Genomic DNA, 20,615 nt, shown 5'->3' with positions numbered 1-20,615 from the left:
GGAGTTTCTGATGGCTGACAAGGGCTAATCACAAAAAACTTTCTGAGTGTTGTTTTTTCACGCGGGAGCGTTCTAAAGTGCCAGTTTTTCGAGCGTTTTGAACCCATAACGTTGTAAAACGGGGATTAATTGTACTGCCTGCTCGGTAATGTCCATACATAAAGCCATATTGTCATCGGCTGAACGCGCTTCAGGCGACTCATTTTCCAATAACCATACCGTACGACGTGCTATCGCCGCGCCGGAATCTATCAGCCGCGTGCCTTCCGGCAGTACCTGCTGTAGCTCTTCACTAATAAGAGGGAAATGCGTGCAGCCCAATACCACCGTATCAGGCGGTTCCTGCATACGCAGCCACGGCTGCAAGATACGCCTCACCTCTTCTATATCCACAGGCTGACCGTGCAATTTCGCTTCAGCCAGTTCCACCAGCTCCCCTGAACCCAGCATTTCGGTTTTACATTCACCAGCAAAGCGGGCAACCAGTTCATGAGTATAAGGACGCTTAACCGTCCCTCGGGTTGCCAACAGACCAACAATGCCATTTCGGGTAAGACGCGCGGCGGGTTTAATTGCCGGCACCACACCGACCACCGGGAATGCAAAGCGAGCGCGCAGGGCCGGTAAGGTAACGGTACTGGCTGAGTTGCAGGCGATGACGACCAGAGCAAGGGGATAACGGCGGGTAACTGCTGTAACAATGGCCACCACGCGCTCAACGATAAACTCTTCCGACTTTTCACCATAAGGAAAGGCGACATTATCAAAAGCATAAAGGTAATGAAGATCCGGCAACAATGTGCGGATTTCATTATAGACAGAGAGCCCACCCACGCCGGAATCAAATATCAGCACGGTGGGACGCGGAGCAGAAGATATCGTATCTGCTGAGGAGGTATTCCCGTCCAGGGGTTTCATAGCCATACACTGTCTCGTAAAATTTATCGAACAGGTTGGCAATTCTACCACGAACGTTGCCAACGGATATCCCTGGATAGGGATCTGTTAACACACACGCGCCGACGCTCACCATTGTGGCCGCTTACCAGTACGTACAACGCTGGACATGCGTTTCAGAATCCCTACAATCGGCCGGCTATCACTGACAAACACTCTGGAACCAACATGACGCCCGAACAGCTGCCAATTGAACACTATGAAGACCAACTCGCTGAGAAAGTGACACGCCTGACATCAATGATGTCTGCGTTTAACGCCCCTGAAGTGGAAGTCTTCCGTTCAGCGGTCAGCCATTACCGGATGCGTGCAGAATTTCGCATCTGGCACGAGGGCGACGATCTCTACCACATCATTTTCGATCAGCAGACGCGTGAACGCATCCGCGTCGACAGTTTCCCGGCGGCAAGTGAGCTGATTAACCGCCTGATGCCACGTCTTATTAACAGGATACGTGACCAGCGCGTACTGCGATTTAAACTTTTCCAGATTGACTATCTGTCGACGGTTAGCGGTCAGATGGTCGTCTCCATGCTCTATCACCGTAAGCTGGATGAAGAGTGGCAACAGGCCGCGACAGCCCTGCGCGATAGCCTGCGGGCGGAAGGTTTCGATCTGCATCTGATAGGCCGTGCCACTAAAACGAAAATCTGCCTCGACCAGGATTACGTTGATGAACGTTTGACCGTGGACGGCCGTGAAATGGTCTACCGCCAGGTGGAGAACAGCTTCACGCAGCCGAACGCCGCCGTGAACGTAAAAATGCTCGAATGGGCGCTGGATAGCACACGCCATGCCAGTGGCGATCTATTGGAACTTTACTGCGGTAACGGTAATTTTTCGCTGGCGCTGGCGCGCAACTTCAATCGCGTGCTGGCGACGGAAATCGCCAAGCCATCGGTGGCGTCTGCGCAGTACAACATTGCGGTTAACCAGATAGATAATGTACAGATTATCCGCATGGCGGCGGAAGAGTTCACCCAGGCAATGAATGGAGAAAGGGAGTTCAGGCGACTGGAGGGGATCGATCTGACCAGCTATCAGTGTGAAACGATTTTCGTCGATCCACCGCGCAGCGGGCTGGATGAGGAAACGGTGAAAATGGTACAGGCCTATCCGCGTATTCTTTATATTTCCTGCAATCCGCAGACGCTGTGCGACAACCTGAATACGCTCTCCGCGACGCACGAAGTCACGCGCCTGGCACTGTTTGACCAGTTCCCGTACACCCATCATATGGAATGCGGTGTGTTACTGACGCGCCGTCACTAAACATCACGCCCCTGCCAACATGGCGAGGGGCGTGATATTGACATTCAGTGCTGCGGAAGCAACTCGTTGGCAGAAAGCAGGCTGCGTGGAGAAATTACCCGTCAGAAGACCGCCGTTTTAAGCGCAGGCCAATCCAGAAGACCACGATCACCATAAATATGACAGGGACAAAATTAGAACCCATATCAGGGTACTCTGCTCTGACTATCGCGCTGTAAACCAATATACCCAGCAGGAAAAATGCCGCAGCCAGAGAAGGCACACCGTCCGGCATGGCTCGATTGAGATAACGCTGATGCAGGCACCAGGCGGAAAGCCCCAGAACAATCAGAGGGAATACTGAAAACGGTACAATTGAACTGAACAAAGCAGCAAAAGAACCGTTAATCGCGAGGCCGGTGAGAAACGTCAATAACAGCGTACCTTTGTCGCGACCAGTCACTAAACTCATGTCATCTCCTTACATCGTTGGATTGCAGCATTAACGCCAGCTTCTCCTGCTCCCGCCGGTACCAATAGTATGAACCCTTCGAAATCATACGAAGTTGGAGTACCAGCCGTTCTTCCAGCTGACGACGTTGACTACCGTCAATATCCAGCGCTTCGGCACCGGCATTAAATACGATAATAACCATCGCTTCCGCCTGCGCTTCAGTAAAACTGCGCGGTACGCGGTTTTCAATCTCAAGATAATCCGCCAGTTCGGCAATGAAATGCTGAATTTCTCGGGCAACGGCTGCACGAAACGCGGCTGACGTGCCGGATCGCTCACGTAGCAGCAGGCGAAATGCGTTAGGGTTACTGTCGATAAACTCCATAAAGGTGGAGACGGATGTGCGGATCACGCTGCCGCCTTTAGCGATACGCTGGCGCGCCTGGCGCATCAGCTGTCGCAACATCAACCCGCTTTCATCCACCATCGTTAACCCTAATTCATCTACATCACGGAAATGACGATAAAATGAAGTGGGGGCAATACCTGCTTCTCTGGAAACTTCTCGTAAACTGAGACTGGCAAAACTACGCTCGGCACTGAGTTGACTGAAAGCCGCTTCGATAAGTGTACGCCGTGTACGTTCTTTTTGCTGCGCTCTGACGCCCATTTTTAAGCCTGTTCTGCATGCCAGAGGGGCACTATAGCAAAAATTTCAGCGTACAGTCCGGCAATCTTTGTGAATGCCCGTTAACTCGGCATTTTGTCAATTGATGGCATAAAATACGGTTAGAATTGGGAAGTTGCCAGCAAGATGTTAGAATCACGTTGTAAATTTGTATAAAATATAGGACGTATTGGTATGCAAAAGTCTTATGATTACGACGCCATTGTCATTGGTTCAGGTCCTGGTGGTGAAGGTGCCGCGATGGGACTGGTGAAACAGGGCGCTCGCATCGCAGTAATTGAGCGCTATCACAACATTGGCGGCGGTTGTACACATTGGGGAACCATCCCTTCAAAAGCGCTGCGTCATGCGGTCAGTCGTATTATCGAGTTCAATCAAAATCCCCTTTATAGCGACCATACGCGTCTTCTGCGTTCTTCTTTCGCCGACATTCTCAATCACACTGAAAACGTCATTAGCCAGCAAACGCATATGCGTCAGGGTTTCTATGAACGTAACCACTGCGAGATTTTTCAAGGGGATGCGCGCTTTATCGATGCCAATACCATTGAAATTGAAACCCATGATGGCAGCATTGAGCGGTTAACGGCCGAAAAATTTGTCATCGCCTGCGGTTCGCGCCCTTATCACCCGCCTGACGTCGATTTTTCCCATCCGCGCGTCTACGACAGTGACTCCATCCTCAATCTGCACCATGAGCCAGGCCATGTGATTATCTATGGTGCTGGCGTGATCGGCTGTGAATACGCCTCAATTTTCCGTGGGCTGGCCGTCAAGGTCGATTTGATCAACACCCGTGACCGCCTGCTGGCCTTCCTCGACCAGGAAATGTCAGACTCTCTTTCTTACCATTTCTGGAATAACGGTGTGGTTATCCGCCACAACGAAGAGTTTGAGAAGGTGGAAGGGGTTGCGGATGGCGTCATCATGCATCTCAAATCGGGTAAGAAGCTGAAAGCAGACTGCCTGCTGTACGCTAATGGCCGCACCGGTAACACCGACTCATTGTCACTGGAAAATGTCGGGCTGGAAGCAGATGGACGCGGCCTGCTAAAAGTCAACAGCATGTACCAGACGGCTCAACCCCACATCTATGCGGTCGGTGATGTTATTGGTTACCCGAGCCTGGCCTCAGCGGCCTACGATCAGGGGCGCATTGCCGCGCAGGCAATGATCAAAGGGGAAGCGACGGCCCATCTGATTGAAGACATCCCTACCGGTATCTATACCATTCCGGAAATCAGCTCCGTCGGTAAAACAGAGCAGCAGCTAACGGCAATGAAAGTGCCCTACGAGGTAGGCCGGGCGCAGTTTAAACACCTTGCTCGCGCGCAAATCGTCGGCATGAATGTCGGTAGCCTGAAAATCCTGTTCCACCGTGAAACCAAAGAGATTCTGGGTATTCACTGCTTTGGTGAACGCGCCGCCGAGATCATTCATATCGGCCAGGCAATAATGGAACAGAAAAACGGTGGCAACACGATTGAGTACTTCGTGAATACCACCTTTAACTACCCGACAATGGCTGAAGCCTACCGGGTTGCGGCGCTAAACGGCCTGAATCGGCTATTTTAAATCAGCCATCACGCCCTGCATATGTTCACGGATTGCCTCTGCCAACTGCTCATAACGGCCGCGCAGAGGTGAACCCGGGCGATACACCAGGGCAATCGTGCGCTGGGGCTCGGGCTTATAGCACGGCAGGTAGCAAACCCCGTCACGCACTTTTTCTTTCGGCACCGCCAGTGCAGGCAGGAGAGTGATACCGCTACCCGCTGCCACCATATTACGCAGCGTTTCCAAACTGGTTGCGCGGAAGTGCGTATCTTCGTCAGCCCCCGCCTGGAAGCAGAAGCCCATCGCCTGATCGCGCAGGCAGTGACCATCCTCCAGCATCAGGAGCTTTTCCCCCGCCAGTTCGTACATCGCCACCCGATCGCGGTCATGCCACGGATGGTCGGCGTAGATTGCCAGCCGCATAGGCTCGTCAAACAGCGGGACTTCAATAAAGGCTTCCGACTCTTTCACCAGCCCGAGGATGGCGCAATCCAGCTTACCGCTGTCAAGCTGTGCCAGCAGCTGGTGCGTCTGCGCTTCGTGCAGATACATCTCCAACTTCGGGAAAGTCTGGTGCAGACTGGGGATAATCTGCGGCAGCAGATACGGGCCAACGGTGGGGATCAGACCGATATGCAGCGGGCCAGACATCGCTTCCCCTTGCTGGCTAGCCATTTCTTTCAGTACCTTAACTTCACGCAGCACGGTGCGCGCCTGATCCACCAGCAGCAGACCTGCCTGAGTGAACAACACTTTGCGGCTGGTTCGTTCAAGCAGCATCACGCCCAGTTCATCTTCCAGTTTACGAATCTGGCCACTCAGCGTTGGCTGGCTGACGTGACACGAATCGGCAGCCCGACGAAAATGGCGATGCTCCGCCAGCGCAACAAGGTACTCTAGATCACGAATGTTCATCTTATCCTCCATCCCACGATAGCCCGTGGCGATAGATAGGATAGCAATCAACGATTATCCCTATCAAGCTCGAATGTTGATAATGTGACGCATCGAGATAAATACTACTTCAATCAGTTAACCGAGAGGTCGTTTATGTTTGCAAGTCAGGAAGGTAAATCCATCCCGCAGGTCACTTTTCATACACGCCAGGGCGACAGCTGGATTGATGTCACCACTGATGAGCTGTTTAAAGACAAGACGGTAATCGTCTTTTCACTACCGGGCGCATTCACCCCTACCTGCTCTTCCAGCCATCTGCCACGTTACAACGAGCTGTCAGATGTCTTTAAGCAGCATGGCGTGGATAGCATCCTGTGTGTCTCCGTCAACGACACCTTTGTGATGAATGCCTGGAAAGCCGATCAGCGCGCTGAGCATATTACCTTCATTCCTGATGGCAACGGCGAATTCACCCGTGGCATGGAGATGCTGGTAGAGAAAGCCGATCTTGGCTTCGGCCCGCGCTCATGGCGTTATTCGATGCTGGTACGCAACGGCGTGGTAGAAAAAATGTTCGTCGAGCCGAACAAGCCGGGCGACCCGTTTGAAGTGTCTGATGCCGATACCATGCTGCGCTACGTCGCACCGGAATATAAGGTGCAGGAGTCAGTTTCCCTGTTTACCAAACCTGGCTGCCCGTTCTGTGCGAAAGCTAAGCAGATGCTGTTGGATCGTGGTATTCCGTTTGAAGAGATTGTGCTGGGCCAGGATGCCACCACCGTCAGTCTGCGTGCCGTCAGCGGTCGGGCGACCGTGCCACAGGTCTTCATTGGCGGACGTCATATCGGCGGCAGCGATGACTTAGAGCAGTACTTCTCTGCATAATTATTTGCACATATCTTGATTGAGGCGGGTCTGAGGACCCGCCTTTTTTGATCATGCCAGACGCTGTTTGGCTTCGGTGATCGCTTGCGAAACCTGATGCAAAGAGACGCCGCCTTTCGCGTTACGTTTATCCAGACAGGATTGCAGCGACAGAATCGGATAAACATCTTCGTCAATCACATGACTGAACGTCTGCAAATCCGATAGCTTCAGCGCTTCGAGCGCCACGCCCTGCTTAATCGCTTCCACGACCGTTTCGCCCACGATATGGTGTGCTTCACGGAAAGGCACGCCTTTGGCGACCAGATAATCCGCCAGTTCAGTGGAATTGGCATAGCCTTGCTCTGCCGCGTCCTGACAGCGCAGACGCTTCACCTGAATACCATCCAGCACCAGCGTCGCCATATGCAGGCAGTCAGCCCAGGTGTCGAGCGCATCAAACAGCCCTTCTTTGTCTTCCTGCATATCTTTGTTGTACGCCAGCGGCAGGCCTTTCAGCGTCATGCTCATGGCCGTCAGAGCGCCCTGAACGCGACCCACCTTGCCACGGATCAGCTCCAGCGCATCCGGGTTTTTCTTTTGCGGCATCAGCGATGAACCGGATGTCACCTTATCGGACAGCTCAACGAAACCCGCCTCACCGGTATTAAAGAAGATCAAATCTTCCGCGAAGCGCGACAGGTGCACCATGCCGATGGAAGCATCGGAGAGCAGTTCCAGCACATGGTCGCGGTCAGATACGGTATCAAGGCTGTTGCGGGTGGCAGAGGCAAAACCTAACCAGCCGGCCAGCTGCTCACGATCGATTTCATAAGCGGTTCCCGCCAGCGCACCGCAGCCCAGCGGGCTGACGTCCAGGCGCTTCAGCGTATCCTGTAGGCGACTTTCATCACGCGCCAACATCTCAACATAGGCCAGGCACCAGTGTGCAAAGGTGACCGGCTGAGCGCGTTGCAGGTGAGTGTAACCCGGCATCACCGCATCCTGGTTGGCCTCTGCGGTGGCCACCAGCGCCTGCTGGAACTGGCGCGTCGCCATCAGCAGCTCGCCAATCTGCACTTTGCACCACAGTTTCAGATCGGTCGCGACCTGATCATTACGGCTACGGCCGGTATGGAGTTTTTTCCCCAACGCCCCGACTTTATCAATCAGTTTGCCTTCCACCCAGCTATGAATATCTTCGGCATCGCTGGCCAGAATCTGCTGCGGATCGGCGCGCACTTCATCCAGCAGCGCATTCAGCGCGGCTTCCAGCTGCTGCTGCTCCTCGCTGGTTAATACATTGACCGTCACCAGCGCTTTGGACCAGGCAACGGAGCCGGTAATATCCTGCTCTGCCAGACGATAGTCGAAGCGCAGTGAGTCATTAAACTGCTTGAAACGTTGATCTGCTGGCTGCGTAAACCGTCCACCCCAAAGTGCCATGCTCAGTGCTCCTTAGTTCATCTGATAAGGGCGGCACAGGTGCCGCCCTTGATATATTCAGCAGCGAGGTCAGCCTCGCTCTGCAAGAAAGTTTACTTCTTTTCGTTCAACGCACGGATGCGTGAAGAGAGTGAGAACAGACGGATAAAGCCGCCCGCATGACGGTGATCGTACACTTCGTCTTCGCCGAACGTGGCAAACTCTTCAGAATACAGGCTGTTGGCTGATTTCTTCTGGATAGCGGTGACCTGGCCTTTGTAAAGTTGCAGTACCACTTCACCATTCACTTCTTCTGCCAGCGATTCGGCAGAAGCCTGAATCGACTTACGCAGCGGTGCGAACCAGCGGCCATCATAAACCACATAGGACATTTCCAGACCCAGCTGTTCACGCCACTTGAAGCTGTCACGATCCAGTACCAGCTGCTCAACCGCACGCAGCGCGTTCACCATAATAGTGCCGCCGGGGGTTTCGTAGCAGCCGCGAGACTTGATGCCCACCAGGCGGTTCTCCACGATGTCAATGCGGCCCACGCCATGACGTGCGCCGATCGCATTCAGCTTGTCCAGGCAGCCGAACGGGCTTAATGCTTCACCATTAACGGCCACGACGCGACCTTTCTCAACGGCGATGGTGACCTGCTCCGGCTGGTCAGGTGCTTCCAGCGGATCGACGGTCCACACCCAGCAATCTTTGTTCGGTGCATTCCACGGGCTTTCCAGCACGCCACCTTCGGTAGAGATGTGCCAGGCGTTTTCATCGCGGCTGTAGATTTTTTCCAGTGACGCGGTGGTGGGGATATTGCGTTCTTTCAGATAGTCCAGCAGCGCCTCACGCGAACGCAGGTTCCACTCGCGCCACGGGGCCACCACTTTCAGCTGTGGTGCCAACGCGGTATAGGTGGTTTCGAAACGCACCTGGTCATTCCCTTTACCGGTCGCACCGTGGCACAGGGCATCAGCGCCGACTTTCAGCGCCAGCTCTACCTGCGCTTTGGCGATAATCGGGCGCGCCATAGACGTACCCAGTAGATAGGTGCCTTCATACAGGGCACCGGTTTGCAGCACCGGATAAACGTACTCGCTGATGAACTCTTCACGCAGATCCACCACGTGGCACTCTGACGCGCCGGACTGTAGGGCTTTCTGCTCTACGCCTTCCAGATCGCCGCGCTCCTGGCCGATATCCGCCACGAACGCCACCACTTCGCAGCCGCCATAGTTCTCTTTCAGCCACGGAATGATGGCTGAAGTATCCAGACCGCCGGAGTAAGCCAGTACGATTTTCTTGATGCTTTTGTCTTGCATTGTCTTTTTCCTTGATTGAATACGTTACTGATTAAGCGAGAATACGGGTGCCGATGGGCACGCCGTTAAACAAGTCAGGCAGCTGTTCGGCATGACGCCAGCTGGCAATATCCACCGGGCGGCCCAGCGTGCGGGCGGCCTCCAGTGCGGCATTCACTTTAACAATCATGCCGTCGGTAATCACCCCATCGGCGATCAGCCGTTCGGCTTTCTCTGCCGTCATCTCTTCAATACGCTGTTTGTCGGCATCCAGAATACCGCTGACGTCAGAGAGCAGGATAAGATCTGCGCCCAGGGTGGCAGCCAGCGCTGTGGCGGCCTGATCGGCGTTCACATTCATCAGCAGGCCATCTTGGGTGATACCGATTGAACTGACCACCGGCATATAACCCGCCGCCAGCAGCGTGTTGATCAGGTGCGGCGTCCCCGGAGTTGCCAGGCCAACATGCCCCAACTCCTCATCGAAGCGCTCAACATTGACGCTGCCGCCATCGCCAAGACACAGGCCAACTGCGTCAATGCCATGTTTTTTTGACCAAGCCAGCAGGGTTTTGTTGGCCGTTCCGGCCAGCGCGCCGGTTATAACGTCAATCTGGTCGGCTGGCGTCACGCGCAGACCATTTTTCTTCTTCACCGGCAGCGACAGTTTGCTCATCAGTTCATCGACCAGGCAGCCACCACCGTGAACGATCAGCAAAGGCCGCTGATGCATGCTACGGTAGCTTACAAGGGCGGCAAAAAGGCGCTCCAGCGCCTCTTCGCTGTCCAGTAAGACGCCACCTAATTTAATAATTAACGGATTGGTCATGAAGTCACTCGCTCTCTGTCAGTCACTGCGTTTGGGCTGTCGAAACGTTGATGTAATGGCCGGCGTGAAAAAGAGAATTATCGGTTCCCATTTACCGGCTGCTATTGTATTTTTATTCACTATTAATGCATGAATATTGATACTATCCTAACGCAAGGACTGTCAACAGTGAAGACAAAATTACCTAATTTTATCGAGATTTACCGCCAGTTGATTGCAACGCCATCAATCAGCGCTACCGATAGCGCGCTCGATCAAAGCAATGAAACTTTAATCAATTTACTCGGCGGCTGGTTCCGCGATCTCGGCTTTATTGTTGAAGTGCAGCCGGTTCCCGGCACGCGCAATAAATTCAATATGTTGGCGAAAAGCGGCAGCGGTGCCGGTGGCCTGCTGCTGGCGGGGCATACCGATACCGTTCCCTTTGACGATGGCCGCTGGACACGCGACCCTTTCACCCTGACCGAGCATGACAATAAGCTGTATGGCCTCGGCACCGCAGATATGAAAGGTTTCTTCGCCTTTATTTTAGATACCCTGCGTGATGTTGAACTGTCAACGCTGAAGAAACCGCTATATATCCTCGCCACCGCCGATGAAGAAACCACCATGGCGGGCGCAAAATACTTCGCTGAATCAACCGCTCTGCGCCCGGACTGCGCCATCATCGGTGAACCAACCTCGCTGCAACCGGTACGTGCGCATAAAGGCCATATCTCGAACGTGATCCGCATTCAGGGGCAGTCCGGTCACTCCAGCGATCCGGGCCGTGGCGTCAACGCCATTGAGCTGATGCATGAATCCATTACCCAATTAATGGAGCTGCGCAACACGCTGAAGGAGCGCTACCATCACGCGGGTTTTGCTATCCCTTATCCCACCATGAACTTTGGTCATATTCACGGCGGGGATGCGGCCAACCGTATCTGTGCCTGCTGCGAACTGCATATGGATATCCGCCCGCTGCCGGGCCTGACGCTGAGCGATCTCGACGGACTGCTGAATGAGGCGCTGGCTCCGGTGAGCGCCCGCTGGCCAGGCCGTCTGACCGTAGGCGAACTGCATCCCCCCATTCCAGGCTATGAGTGCCCGCGCGACCATCAGCTGGTGCAGGTCGTCGAAAAACTGCTGGGAAGCGAAACGGAAGTGGTGAACTACTGCACCGAAGCGCCTTTTATTCAGCAAATCTGCCCAACGCTGGTATTAGGCCCGGGATCGATCGATCAGGCGCATCAGCCGGATGAATTTATCGATACCGCCTTTATTAAGCCAACGCGAGAACTGATCGCGCAGGTGGTGCGCCATTTTTGCCATCATTAGGTCACCGTCGGGGTATTTGACTGTGAAAACAGCCATTTGCCCATGATTTCGATTATTCCTGATAATGAGAATAACTTATCTCACCACCACGAAATTAAATTCTTTAGATTTCTAGGGGTTAGCCGCTTTATGCGCAGAATGTAAGCCAATTGACGAATCGTGCTTAACGTGGCTAGATAACAGATTCAGACAGGCCCATAAGGGTGAAATACGCGATAAATACAAGAAAGGGTGTCAGGGACCATATGAACGAACAATATTCCGCAATGCGAAGTAATGTCAGTATGCTCGGCAAACTGCTCGGGGATACGATTAAGGATGCGCTGGGAGAGAACATTCTCGATCGGGTAGAAACCATTCGTAAACTCTCTAAGTCATCTCGTGCGGGTAATGACGCCCACCGTCAGGAACTGCTCTCCACGCTGCAAAATCTGTCTAACGACGAGCTGTTGCCGGTTGCACGCGCTTTCAGCCAGTTCCTGAACCTGACCAACGTCGCCGAACAGTACCACACCATTTCGCCGAACGGCGAAGGTGCAAAAAATCCGGAAATGCTGCTTGAGACGTTTCAGCGTCTGAAGCAGCAGCCGAACCTGACCGAAGCGGCCGTGCGTGAAGCCCTCGGATCCCTGTCGCTGGAACTGGTACTGACCGCGCACCCGACTGAAATCACGCGCCGCACCCTGATCCACAAACTGGTGGAAGTGAACAGCTGTCTTAAACAGTTAGATCACAATGATTTATCGGACTACGAGCACGCACAGATCATGCGCCGCCTGCGCCAGCTGGTCGCGCAGGCATGGCATACCGACGAAATCCGTAAATACCGTCCGTCCCCGATTGACGAAGCCAAATGGGGCTTTGCGGTAGTAGAAAACAGTCTGTGGGAAGGGGTGCCCCAGTTCCTGCGTGAGCTGAATGAGCAGGTGGAAAGCGCATTTGGTTATACCCTGCCGGTCGACTTCGTCCCGGTGCAGTTTACCTCCTGGATGGGGGGCGACCGTGACGGCAACCCGAACGTCACCGCCGATATCACTCGCCACGTCCTGCTACTCAGCCGCTGGAAAGCGACCGACCTGTTCCTGCGCGACATCGCCGTGCTGATTTCCGAGCTGTCGATGTCTGAATCTACGCCGGAAGTACGCGAACTGTGCGGCAACCCGGAAGCGCTGGAGCCGTACCGTGAGATCATGAAAAACCTGCGTAGCCAGCTGATGGGCACTCAGGCTTATCTGGCTGGCCGTCTGAAAGGCGAACGTTTAGCGCGCCCTGCGGACCTGCTGATTTCAAACGATCAGTTATGGGACCCGCTGTATACCTGCTACCAGTCATTACAGGCCTGCGGCATGGGCATTATTGCAAACGGCCAACTGCTGGATACCCTGCGCCGCGTGAAGTGTTTTGGCGTGCCGCTGGTGCGTATCGATATCCGTCAGGAAAGCACCCGCCACACCGAAGCGATTGCTGAAATTACCCGTTATCTTGGCCTCGGTGACTATGAAAGCTGGTCAGAAGCCGACAAGCAGGCATTTCTGATCCGCGAACTGAATTCTAAACGTCCGCTGACACCGCGTCAGTGGGAGCCGAGCGCCGAAACCAAAGAAGTGCTGGATACCTGCCGCGTGGCCGCTGAAGCGCCACAAGGATCGATTGCCGCCTATGTTATCTCAATGGCGAAAACGCCGTCTGACGTGCTGGCAGTGCATCTGTTGTTGAAAGAGGCGGGGATTGACTATGCCATGCCGGTGGCACCGCTGTTTGAAACCCTCGACGACCTGAATAATGCCAACGAGGTGATGAGCCAGCTGCTGAATATCGACTGGTATCGTGGTCTGATTCAGGGCAAACAGATGGTAATGATTGGTTACTCTGACTCGGCAAAAGATGCGGGCGTCATGGCGGCCAGCTGGGCGCAGTATCAGGCACAGGATGCGCTGATCAAAACCTGTGAGAAAGCCGGTATCACCCTGACGCTGTTCCACGGACGCGGCGGTAGCATTGGTCGCGGTGGCGCTCCGGCGCATGCCGCCCTGCTGTCACAGCCTCCGGGCAGCCTGAAAGGCGGACTGCGCGTGACCGAACAGGGTGAGATGATCCGCTTTAAGTACGGTCTGCCGGAAGTGACCATCAGCAGCCTGTCGCTGTATACCGGCGCGATCCTCGAAGCCAACCTGTTACCGCCGCCGGAGCCAAAGACCGAATGGATCGGCATTATGGATCGGCTGTCAGCGGTCTCCTGCAAAATGTACCGTGGCTACGTGCGTGAGCACGCGGAGTTCGTCCCCTACTTCCGCTCCGCCACGCCGGAGCAGGAGTTGGCTAAGCTGCCGCTCGGCTCACGTCCGGCGAAACGTCGTCCGACCGGCGGCGTCGAGTCGCTACGTGCCATCCCCTGGATCTTCGCCTGGACACAGAACCGCCTGATGCTGCCAGCCTGGCTCGGTGCCGGTGCGGCGCTCCGGCAGGTGATGGAAGACGGTCATCAGGACCAGCTGGAAGCCATGTGTCGCGACTGGCCATTCTTCTCTACGCGCCTCGGCATGCTGGAGATGGTGTTCTCGAAGGCCGACCTGTGGCTGGCTGAATATTACGATCAGCGCCTGGTGGATAAATCACTGTGGCCGCTGGGCAAACAGCTGCGCGACCAGCTGGAGTCCGATATCAAAGCGGTGCTGACCATTGCCAACGATGCCCATCTGATGGCCGACCAGCCGTGGATTGCCGAGTCGATTGCGTTACGTAATGTTTATACCGATCCGCTTAACGTATTGCAGGCCGAACTGCTGCATCGTTCACGTCAGCAGGAAGCCGCAGGCGGTGAGCCGGATGCCCACGTCGAGCAGGCGCTGATGGTGACCATTGCTGGCGTCGCGGCGGGAATGCGTAATACCGGTTAACCCGGCGTCTGCCGTTAGCAATCCGTGCCCGGCACGACAATGCTCATATGTCCCGGTCATCAGACCGGGCATTAAGAGAGCATCACTCAATGTATATCCCTTCAACATATACCTGAAATGCTCTATGCCGGGATTGTGCAATCACTGAAAGAGGGGGGATTTGAAATGGAAAAAACCATCGTTTTTAAAAACAACCGCTCACAGGCGGTGCGCCTGCCCAAAGCCCTGGCACTACCGGAAGATGTTAAGTGCGTTGATATTATTGCCATTGGCCGCACGCGCATTATATCGCCGGTAGGTGAAAGCTGGGATAACTGGTTTGATGGTGAAAATGTCACGGCTGACTTTATGGACGACCGTGAACAACCGTCAGAGCAGAGGCGAGAACATTTCTGATGCTGAAATTCATGCTGGACACCCATATCTGCATCTTCGGCATCAAACAAGCCACCAGCGTTCCGGTCCTGCGCCTGGAGGACTGGGTCAACCGTTAACCCGGCTACACGCGCTAAGCTGCACTTTTTACCCGTATCGTTAAGAGGCGGCAAGCGCCAGCGCCGGACTCGGACGCACGCCCAGCGTATGGCAGATGGCATAGCTCAATTCCGCACGGTTCAGCGTGTAAAAATGGAAGTCCTTCACTCCTTCGCGGCTGAGAATTTTCACCATATCCATCGCCACGTTTGCACCCACCATTTTTCGCGTTTCCGGGTCATCGTCCAGCCCGGCAAACATGCTGGTCATCCAGCCCGGCACACGCACGTTAGTCATTGTGGCAAAACGCTGTAGCTGCTTAAAGTTCGATACCGGAAGAATGCCCGGTACGATCTCAACGTCAATGCCGGTAGAGACACAGCGATCGCGAAAACGCAGGTAGCTTTCCACATCGAAGAAGAACTGAGTAATGGCACGGTTAGCACCGGCGTCTATCTTACGCTTCAGGTTAATCAAGTCTGACTGCGCGCTTTTCGCTTCGGGGTGGACTTCAGGATAGGCGGCAACCGAAATATCAAAGTCCCCCACTTCCTTCAGGAGTGCCACCAGATCGGCCGCGTACATTTCCGGCCGCCCGCCGCCCGGCGGCAGATCGCCGCGCAGTGCCACAATATGGCGAATACCGTTGTTCCAGTAGTCCTCGGCAATGGTGCGTAACTCACTCCGGGTGGCATCGACGCAGGTCAGGTGCGGCGCGGCTTCCAGACCGGTACGCTCCTTAATGCCTTTAATAATAGTGTGCGTGCGGTCGCGTTCGCCGGAGTTTGCGCCATAGGTTACCGACACAAATTTCGGCTTCAGGCTGCTAAGGCGATCGATTGAGTTCCTCAGGATGTCTTCCATTTCACCGGTGCGCGGCGGGAAAAACTCGAAGGAGACATTAATCTGCCCACCGATCTCGGCCAGACTCTGGTTCAGTGCTTCGCGCTGACTGGCGTGGAAGAAACTCATACCCGTTTACCTCATCGATCGCTGCCGTTACACATCTATACGTTTAGACGTCCAGACATTCAAAATGGATGAGATCGGTTATTCAGTCAACAGATAAATGGCGATCGGCCTTGACATCTTCTCACGGACAGGTGAGGAAATTTCAGGTGTGGGAAAAACGCGGGAATTAAGGGCGGAAAGGGTAATGAATTCTAGGGAAAACGGCACTAACCCCGACGTCACGCAGGGTGCGCCGGGGCCTGAACTTCAGCCTGATATTACAGCAGCTGTGCCAGACGATTGAGGTCTGACTGAATCGCTCCGGCGGTGACATCCCGCCCGGCACCCGGCCCACGGATCACCAGCGGATTATCACGATACCAGCGGCTTTCAATGGCGAAGACGTTATCACAGGGTAGCAGCGCAGCCAGCGGATGATCGGCACGCACCGCTTCCACGCCAACCCGCGCTTTACCATTGGCGTCAAAGCGCGCAACGTAGCGCAGAACCAGCCCCATCTCCTGCGCCGCTTCAAAGCGTTGCAGCATCTGATCGTTGAGCGCATCGCCGTTGTCAAAGAAGTGGTCAACCGAACCCGACTGGCAATCCGGCGGCACCAGTGACTCCACGCGCACCTGGTCGGGTTCAATATCGTAGCCCGCTTCACGGGCGAGGATCACCAGCTTGCGCATGACGTCCTGACCAGAGAGATCGACACGCGGGTCCGGTTCAGTCAGCCCCTGCTGCCAGGCCTGATCGACCAGCTCGGTAAACGGCACCGTCCCGTCAAACTGCAAGAACAGCCATGACAGCGTGCCGGAGAAAATACCGCTAATCGACAGGATGCTGTCACCGCTTTCACGCAGATCGCGCACCGTGTGGTTCACCGGTAGCCCGGCGCCAACCGTGGCGTTATACAGCCAGTGCCCGCCGGTTTTTGCAAAGGCATCGCGGATCTGGCGATAGCTGTCGCTGGTGGAGGCTCCCGCCACTTTATTCGCACCAATAACGTGGAAACCGTAGCTGGCAAAGTCCAGATACTGCTCCGCCAGGGTTTCACTGGCGGTGACATCCAGCACCACCAAATCATCAAACGGGTGCGCGCGCATCCACAGGAACAGCGACTCATCATCCTGTAAGACGGCTTCATCTTCAAAGAAGGCCAGCGCCCGGCTGGCGTCCAGCCCGTCATAGCTAAGCAGGCTGCGACGACTGTCCACCACGCCCGCCAGAATATATTCAAACCCGGTGCGTGCTGAAATCGTTTCCTGTTCACGGGCAAACAGCTCCAGCCAGCGTGAACCAATATTCCCTTTGCCAAACAGCACCAGGCCAATCTGCTTTTCTGCGCGGAACAGCGTCTGATGCAGCCCACGGATCAAATGTTCGGTTGGCCCGACGCGCAGTACCGCCACCAGGCTGATGCCATCCTGTGACTGCCAGATAAACTCAACCGGCTGGTCTTTCATCTGCTGCCAGAAGCGGTGGCTGTGCAACGGATTGCGGCAAACGCCCGCCCCGACCATCGCCACCAGCGCCATCCCCTCACGCAGCTGTAAACGCCCCGGCAGAGCGGCATCCTGTAACAGGGTGAGCGCGCTGTTCACCACTTCCGAGGTGTAACACAGCTGTAGCAGATTACGGTCAGGATGGACGCCGGTTGCCAGCGGACGCACCTGAGCACGTTGCAGCAGCTGATCGATCTCTTTATGCAGGCTGGCAAAGTCATGCTGCGCGGGTACCTGGAACTCAATCAGACAGACATCATCATGACTGGTCACGATACGTGCGCCGGTTCCCGAGGCCAGTACGCGCTCAATGCGCGTCGAACCCTGGTCAGGCTGGTAGCTACAGCGCAGCTGTAAATCAATATCGCTGCCGGAGACCGGCTGCAAGGTACGGGTATGCAGCACCGGGGCCGCAAGACGCGCCAGCTCACTGGCTTCATCCAGCCGCAGCAGCGGCAGCAGGCAGGCATCTTTCACCTTGCGCGGATCGGCGCTGTACACCCCGGCCACGTCACTCCAGATGGTGACGCGTGACACGCCCGCCAGCGCGCCGATTTGCGTTGCCGAGTAGTCGCTGCCGTTGCGCCCTAACAGCACCGTCTCACCGGCATCATTGCCGCAGATAAAGCCGGTCACCACCAGGCGCTGTGACGGATGCTGCGCCATCAGCTGTTGCAGCAGCGGCAATGATTTTGCTTCATCCACCTGCGGCTGTACCGCACGCTCGGCGCGTAGGAATTGACGAGCATCCAGCCATCCGGCGTCGATATCGCGCAGCCTCAGTACCGCAGACATCAGACGCGCCGACCAGATTTCGCCGTGCCCCACCACCTCGGCATAGGCCGCATCGGAAATAACGTCGTCCAGCAGCGCGGCCAGCCTCTCCAGGTCAGAAATAAATTCAGCAATCAGCGGGGCGGCAGCCTCCGGCGGCAACAGGCTACCGATCAGATCGCTCTGATAACGCCGCAGCGCCTGCTGCACCTGATGAGCAGACAGCCGATCGCTCTGGCTGAGCTTCAGCCAGCTGATCAGCTGATTGGTGGTGCTACCCGCTGCCGACACCACCATTAAATCGCCCGGCTGGCTGTATTCCGCCATAATCCCGGCAACACGCTGGTAGCATTTGGCATCGGCCAGGCTGCTGCCACCAAATTTATGCAACTGCCGTGAACTGCCCGCCTTCGCCACTGCTGAATAACTCATGCTTACCTCTTGGCCGCAACCTGGAACGCATTATCCAGATCGGCGATTAAATCTTCGTGATCTTCAATTCCCACCGAAATCCGCAGCAGCGTTTCGGAAATACCCGCTGCGGCGCGCGCTTCTGCCGACATGCCGGCATGCGTCATGGTGGCGGTATGGGAAATCAGGCTTTCCACGCCGCCCAGCGACTCCGCCAGGGTAAATAAATGCAGCGCTTTCAGAAAACGACGCAGCGTTGCCTCATCACCATCCAGCTCAAAACTGAGCATCGCGCCAAAGCCCTTTTGCTGAGTGAGCGCAAACTGGTGCCCCGCGTTCTCCGGCAGGGAAGGATGATACAACTTTTTCACCAGCGGTTGTTGTTTCAGGTACTCGACAATCGCCAGGGCATTGCGCTGGGCCGCCGCCATACGCGGGGACAGGGTGCGCAGCCCGCGCAATAACAGATAGCTGTCAAACGCAGCGCCGGTCACGCCAATATTGTTGGCCCACCAGGCAAGTTCGGTAACGTGCTGCGGATCTTTGGCGATCACCGCACCGGCAACCACATCGGAGTGGCCGTTGAGATATTTGGTACAGGAGTGAATAACCAGATCGGCACCCAGCGCCAGCGGGTTCTGTAGTGCCGGGCTCATGAAAGTATTATCCACCACGCTGATAGCACCGGCAGCGGTGGCCGCCTGGCAGATAGCGGTGATATCCACCACGCGCAACAGCGGATTGCTCGGGCTTTCAATGAGCACCAGCTTGGGTTTTTCTGCCAGCGCAGCCTGCAAGGCAGCTTTATCGCCCTGATCGACAAACTTCACGCGGTACGCGCCGCGCTTGCTCAGGCTGTCGAAAAGACGGTAGCTACCGCCGTAACAATCGTGCGGTGCAACCAGCAGGTCGCCCGGTTGCAGAAATACCGTGCACACCAGATGAATTGCAGACATTCCGGTATTGGTCATGACCGCCCCGGCGCCACCTTCCAGCTCTGCCAGCGCACGCTGCACCACATCGCGCGTTGGGTTACCCCGGCGTGAGTAGTCATGAGCGCGTGGCTGATTGAAGTCGGTAAAATTATAGGTGCTGGAGAGATGGATCGGGGGGACAACGCAGCCATACTGCTCGTCATCATTCAAACCGCTACGTACTGCAATGGTTGCCTGTTTGCGCGTCATGGTGCATCAATTCCTGCTGGAAGATAGAGAAGGCGTATAGAGTAAACAGCCTGAAGATAGACGTCAATACATCTGGACATCTAAATGTCTTTGCGTATAGATTGAGCAATGACGCATTTACCGTTAGAATTACGCCCATATACCCCAGAGAAAGTTGTGCCATCCCGGTGTGATAGCCACTGACTTCGGGCATAATTAGCCAAATTTCGGCATTTCTCATTTTACATATGACTAAGGTAACTCATGGCTGAATGGAACGGCGAATATATCAGCCCTTACGCTGAGCACGGCAAAAAGAGCGAGCAGGTAAAAAAAATTACGGTCTCGATCCCGTTAAAAGTATTAAAAATTCTAACCGATGAACGCACGCGCCGTCAGGTAAATAACCTGCGTCACGCCACCAACAGCGAACTGTTGTGTGAAGCATTTCTGCATGCGTTTACCGGGCAACCTCTGCCGGACGATGTCGATCTGCGCAAAGAGCGCAGTGACGAAATACCCGAAGAGGCAAAAGCGATCATGCGGGCTATGGGCGTCGATCCCGATACATGGGACTACTAAGCACGCGCAAATAATCCGCTTATCAGGTCGGGCAGCCGTTGTCTTAACGGATGCCCGCCCTACCCCAGCAGCCAGATAGCCACCATTGGACACACCAGCCCGCCACGCCCCATTTCCGTCTCAATCCTTGTAATATTGCCCTGCTGCTCCGCCATAATGTGCACCGGTAACAATGCCCAACCCTGTCCGCTTGCCAGCAGCAATTCAAGCAACGATCGGCAACCGTTCAGATCCTGAATAAGCGCCATAAAAAAACCCAGCCGAAGCTGGGTTTTTCTTGCATCCGAAACGGTAACCGTTTCTGGC

The 20,615-nt window shown here is 55.1% G+C and carries 18 protein-coding genes; 7 read left to right on the top strand and 11 right to left on the bottom strand.

Annotation, left to right across the window (positions count from 1 at the left end):
- Positions 1-72: 72 nt before the first annotated feature.
- Positions 73-924, bottom strand: a complete 852-nt coding sequence (gene murI, locus EPIR_RS00750; RefSeq protein ID WP_023653384.1) for a glutamate racemase — start codon at positions 922-924, stop codon at positions 73-75.
- A 201-nt stretch (positions 925-1,125) separates the two neighbouring features.
- Between murI and trmA the strand changes: the two genes are divergently transcribed.
- Positions 1,126-2,229, top strand: a complete 1,104-nt coding sequence (gene trmA, locus EPIR_RS00745) for a tRNA (uridine(54)-C5)-methyltransferase TrmA (RefSeq protein WP_023653383.1) — start codon at positions 1,126-1,128, stop codon at positions 2,227-2,229.
- A 94-nt stretch (positions 2,230-2,323) separates the two neighbouring features.
- Here the strand turns inward: trmA and EPIR_RS00740 are convergent, their stop codons facing one another.
- The gene (locus tag EPIR_RS00740; protein ID WP_023653382.1) at positions 2,324-2,680 is read right to left on the bottom strand and encodes a YijD family membrane protein; all 357 of its coding nucleotides are present in this window, start codon (positions 2,678-2,680) and stop codon (positions 2,324-2,326) included.
- A 1-nt stretch (position 2,681) separates the two neighbouring features.
- Entirely contained in the window at positions 2,682-3,332 is a 651-nt protein-coding gene (gene fabR / locus EPIR_RS00735) for an HTH-type transcriptional repressor FabR (RefSeq protein ID WP_023653381.1), read from the bottom strand.
- Positions 3,333-3,524: 192 nt separating this feature from the next.
- Here fabR and sthA point away from each other — a divergent pair, with 192 nt between their 5' ends.
- Entirely contained in the window at positions 3,525-4,925 is a 1,401-nt protein-coding gene (sthA, locus tag EPIR_RS00730) for a Si-specific NAD(P)(+) transhydrogenase (protein WP_023653380.1), read from the top strand.
- Here the strand turns inward: sthA and oxyR are convergent.
- Positions 4,917-5,822, bottom strand: coding sequence for a DNA-binding transcriptional regulator OxyR (gene oxyR / locus EPIR_RS00725; RefSeq protein ID WP_023653379.1), 906 nt, complete (start codon positions 5,820-5,822; stop codon positions 4,917-4,919). The genes sthA and oxyR overlap by 9 nt on opposite strands.
- Before the next feature lie 135 nt (positions 5,823-5,957).
- Here oxyR and EPIR_RS00720 point away from each other — a divergent pair, with 135 nt between their 5' ends.
- Positions 5,958-6,689 (top strand): glutathione peroxidase, encoded by a 732-nt coding sequence (locus EPIR_RS00720; RefSeq protein ID WP_023653378.1) that lies wholly within the window; start codon positions 5,958-5,960, stop codon positions 6,687-6,689.
- 51 nt (positions 6,690-6,740) lie between these two features.
- Here EPIR_RS00720 and argH read toward each other — a convergent pair whose 3' ends face one another.
- From argH to argB, 3 genes are all read right to left on the bottom strand, one after another.
- On the bottom strand, positions 6,741-8,114 hold the full coding sequence (gene argH, locus EPIR_RS00715) for an argininosuccinate lyase (protein ID WP_023653377.1): 1,374 nt from the start codon (positions 8,112-8,114) through the stop codon (positions 6,741-6,743).
- Between the two features lie 92 nt (positions 8,115-8,206).
- Positions 8,207-9,421 carry an argininosuccinate synthase gene (locus EPIR_RS00710; protein ID WP_023653376.1) on the bottom strand — a complete coding sequence of 405 codons (1,215 nt, stop codon included), beginning with the start codon at positions 9,419-9,421 and terminating at the stop codon, positions 8,207-8,209.
- A gap of 31 nt (positions 9,422-9,452) precedes the next feature.
- On the bottom strand, positions 9,453-10,229 hold the full coding sequence (gene argB, locus EPIR_RS00705; RefSeq protein ID WP_023653375.1) for an acetylglutamate kinase: 777 nt from the start codon (positions 10,227-10,229) through the stop codon (positions 9,453-9,455).
- A gap of 168 nt (positions 10,230-10,397) precedes the next feature.
- Between argB and argE the strand changes: the two genes are divergently transcribed.
- From argE to vapB, 3 genes are all read left to right on the top strand, one after another.
- Complete coding sequence (gene argE, locus EPIR_RS00700; RefSeq protein ID WP_023653374.1) at positions 10,398-11,549, top strand: acetylornithine deacetylase; 1,152 nt, start codon at positions 10,398-10,400, stop codon at positions 11,547-11,549.
- A 245-nt stretch (positions 11,550-11,794) separates the two neighbouring features.
- The gene (gene ppc / locus EPIR_RS00695; RefSeq protein ID WP_023653373.1) at positions 11,795-14,446 is read left to right on the top strand and encodes a phosphoenolpyruvate carboxylase; all 2,652 of its coding nucleotides are present in this window, start codon (positions 11,795-11,797) and stop codon (positions 14,444-14,446) included.
- 165 nt (positions 14,447-14,611) lie between these two features.
- Positions 14,612-14,842 carry a type II toxin-antitoxin system VapB family antitoxin gene (vapB, locus tag EPIR_RS00690; RefSeq protein WP_048696612.1) on the top strand — a complete coding sequence of 77 codons (231 nt, stop codon included), beginning with the start codon at positions 14,612-14,614 and terminating at the stop codon, positions 14,840-14,842.
- A gap of 138 nt (positions 14,843-14,980) precedes the next feature.
- Here the strand turns inward: vapB and metF are convergent, their stop codons facing one another.
- From metF to metB, 3 genes are all read right to left on the bottom strand, one after another.
- Positions 14,981-15,892 (bottom strand): methylenetetrahydrofolate reductase, encoded by a 912-nt coding sequence (gene metF / locus EPIR_RS00685; protein WP_023653370.1) that lies wholly within the window; start codon positions 15,890-15,892, stop codon positions 14,981-14,983.
- A 257-nt stretch (positions 15,893-16,149) separates the two neighbouring features.
- Positions 16,150-18,585, bottom strand: coding sequence for a bifunctional aspartate kinase/homoserine dehydrogenase II (locus EPIR_RS00680; RefSeq protein ID WP_023653369.1), 2,436 nt, complete (start codon positions 18,583-18,585; stop codon positions 16,150-16,152).
- 2 nt (positions 18,586-18,587) lie between these two features.
- Positions 18,588-19,748 carry a cystathionine gamma-synthase gene (gene metB, locus EPIR_RS00675; protein ID WP_023653368.1) on the bottom strand — a complete coding sequence of 387 codons (1,161 nt, stop codon included), beginning with the start codon at positions 19,746-19,748 and terminating at the stop codon, positions 18,588-18,590.
- A 243-nt stretch (positions 19,749-19,991) separates the two neighbouring features.
- On the opposite strand from metB, the gene metJ reads away from it, so the two are divergent.
- Positions 19,992-20,309 carry a met regulon transcriptional regulator MetJ gene (gene metJ / locus EPIR_RS00670; RefSeq protein WP_023653367.1) on the top strand — a complete coding sequence of 106 codons (318 nt, stop codon included), beginning with the start codon at positions 19,992-19,994 and terminating at the stop codon, positions 20,307-20,309.
- Positions 20,310-20,368: 59 nt separating this feature from the next.
- Here metJ and EPIR_RS00665 read toward each other — a convergent pair whose 3' ends face one another.
- Positions 20,369-20,557, bottom strand: coding sequence for a hypothetical protein (locus EPIR_RS00665; RefSeq protein ID WP_023653366.1), 189 nt, complete (start codon positions 20,555-20,557; stop codon positions 20,369-20,371).
- Positions 20,558-20,615: the final 58 nt, after the last annotated feature.

Origin of the sequence: Erwinia piriflorinigrans CFBP 5888 (assembly GCF_001050515.1) — a bacterium.
In the GTDB taxonomy this organism is placed as follows: Bacteria; Pseudomonadota; Gammaproteobacteria; order Enterobacterales; family Enterobacteriaceae; genus Erwinia; species Erwinia piriflorinigrans.
This window is presented reverse-complemented; position numbering and strand designations above follow the sequence as displayed.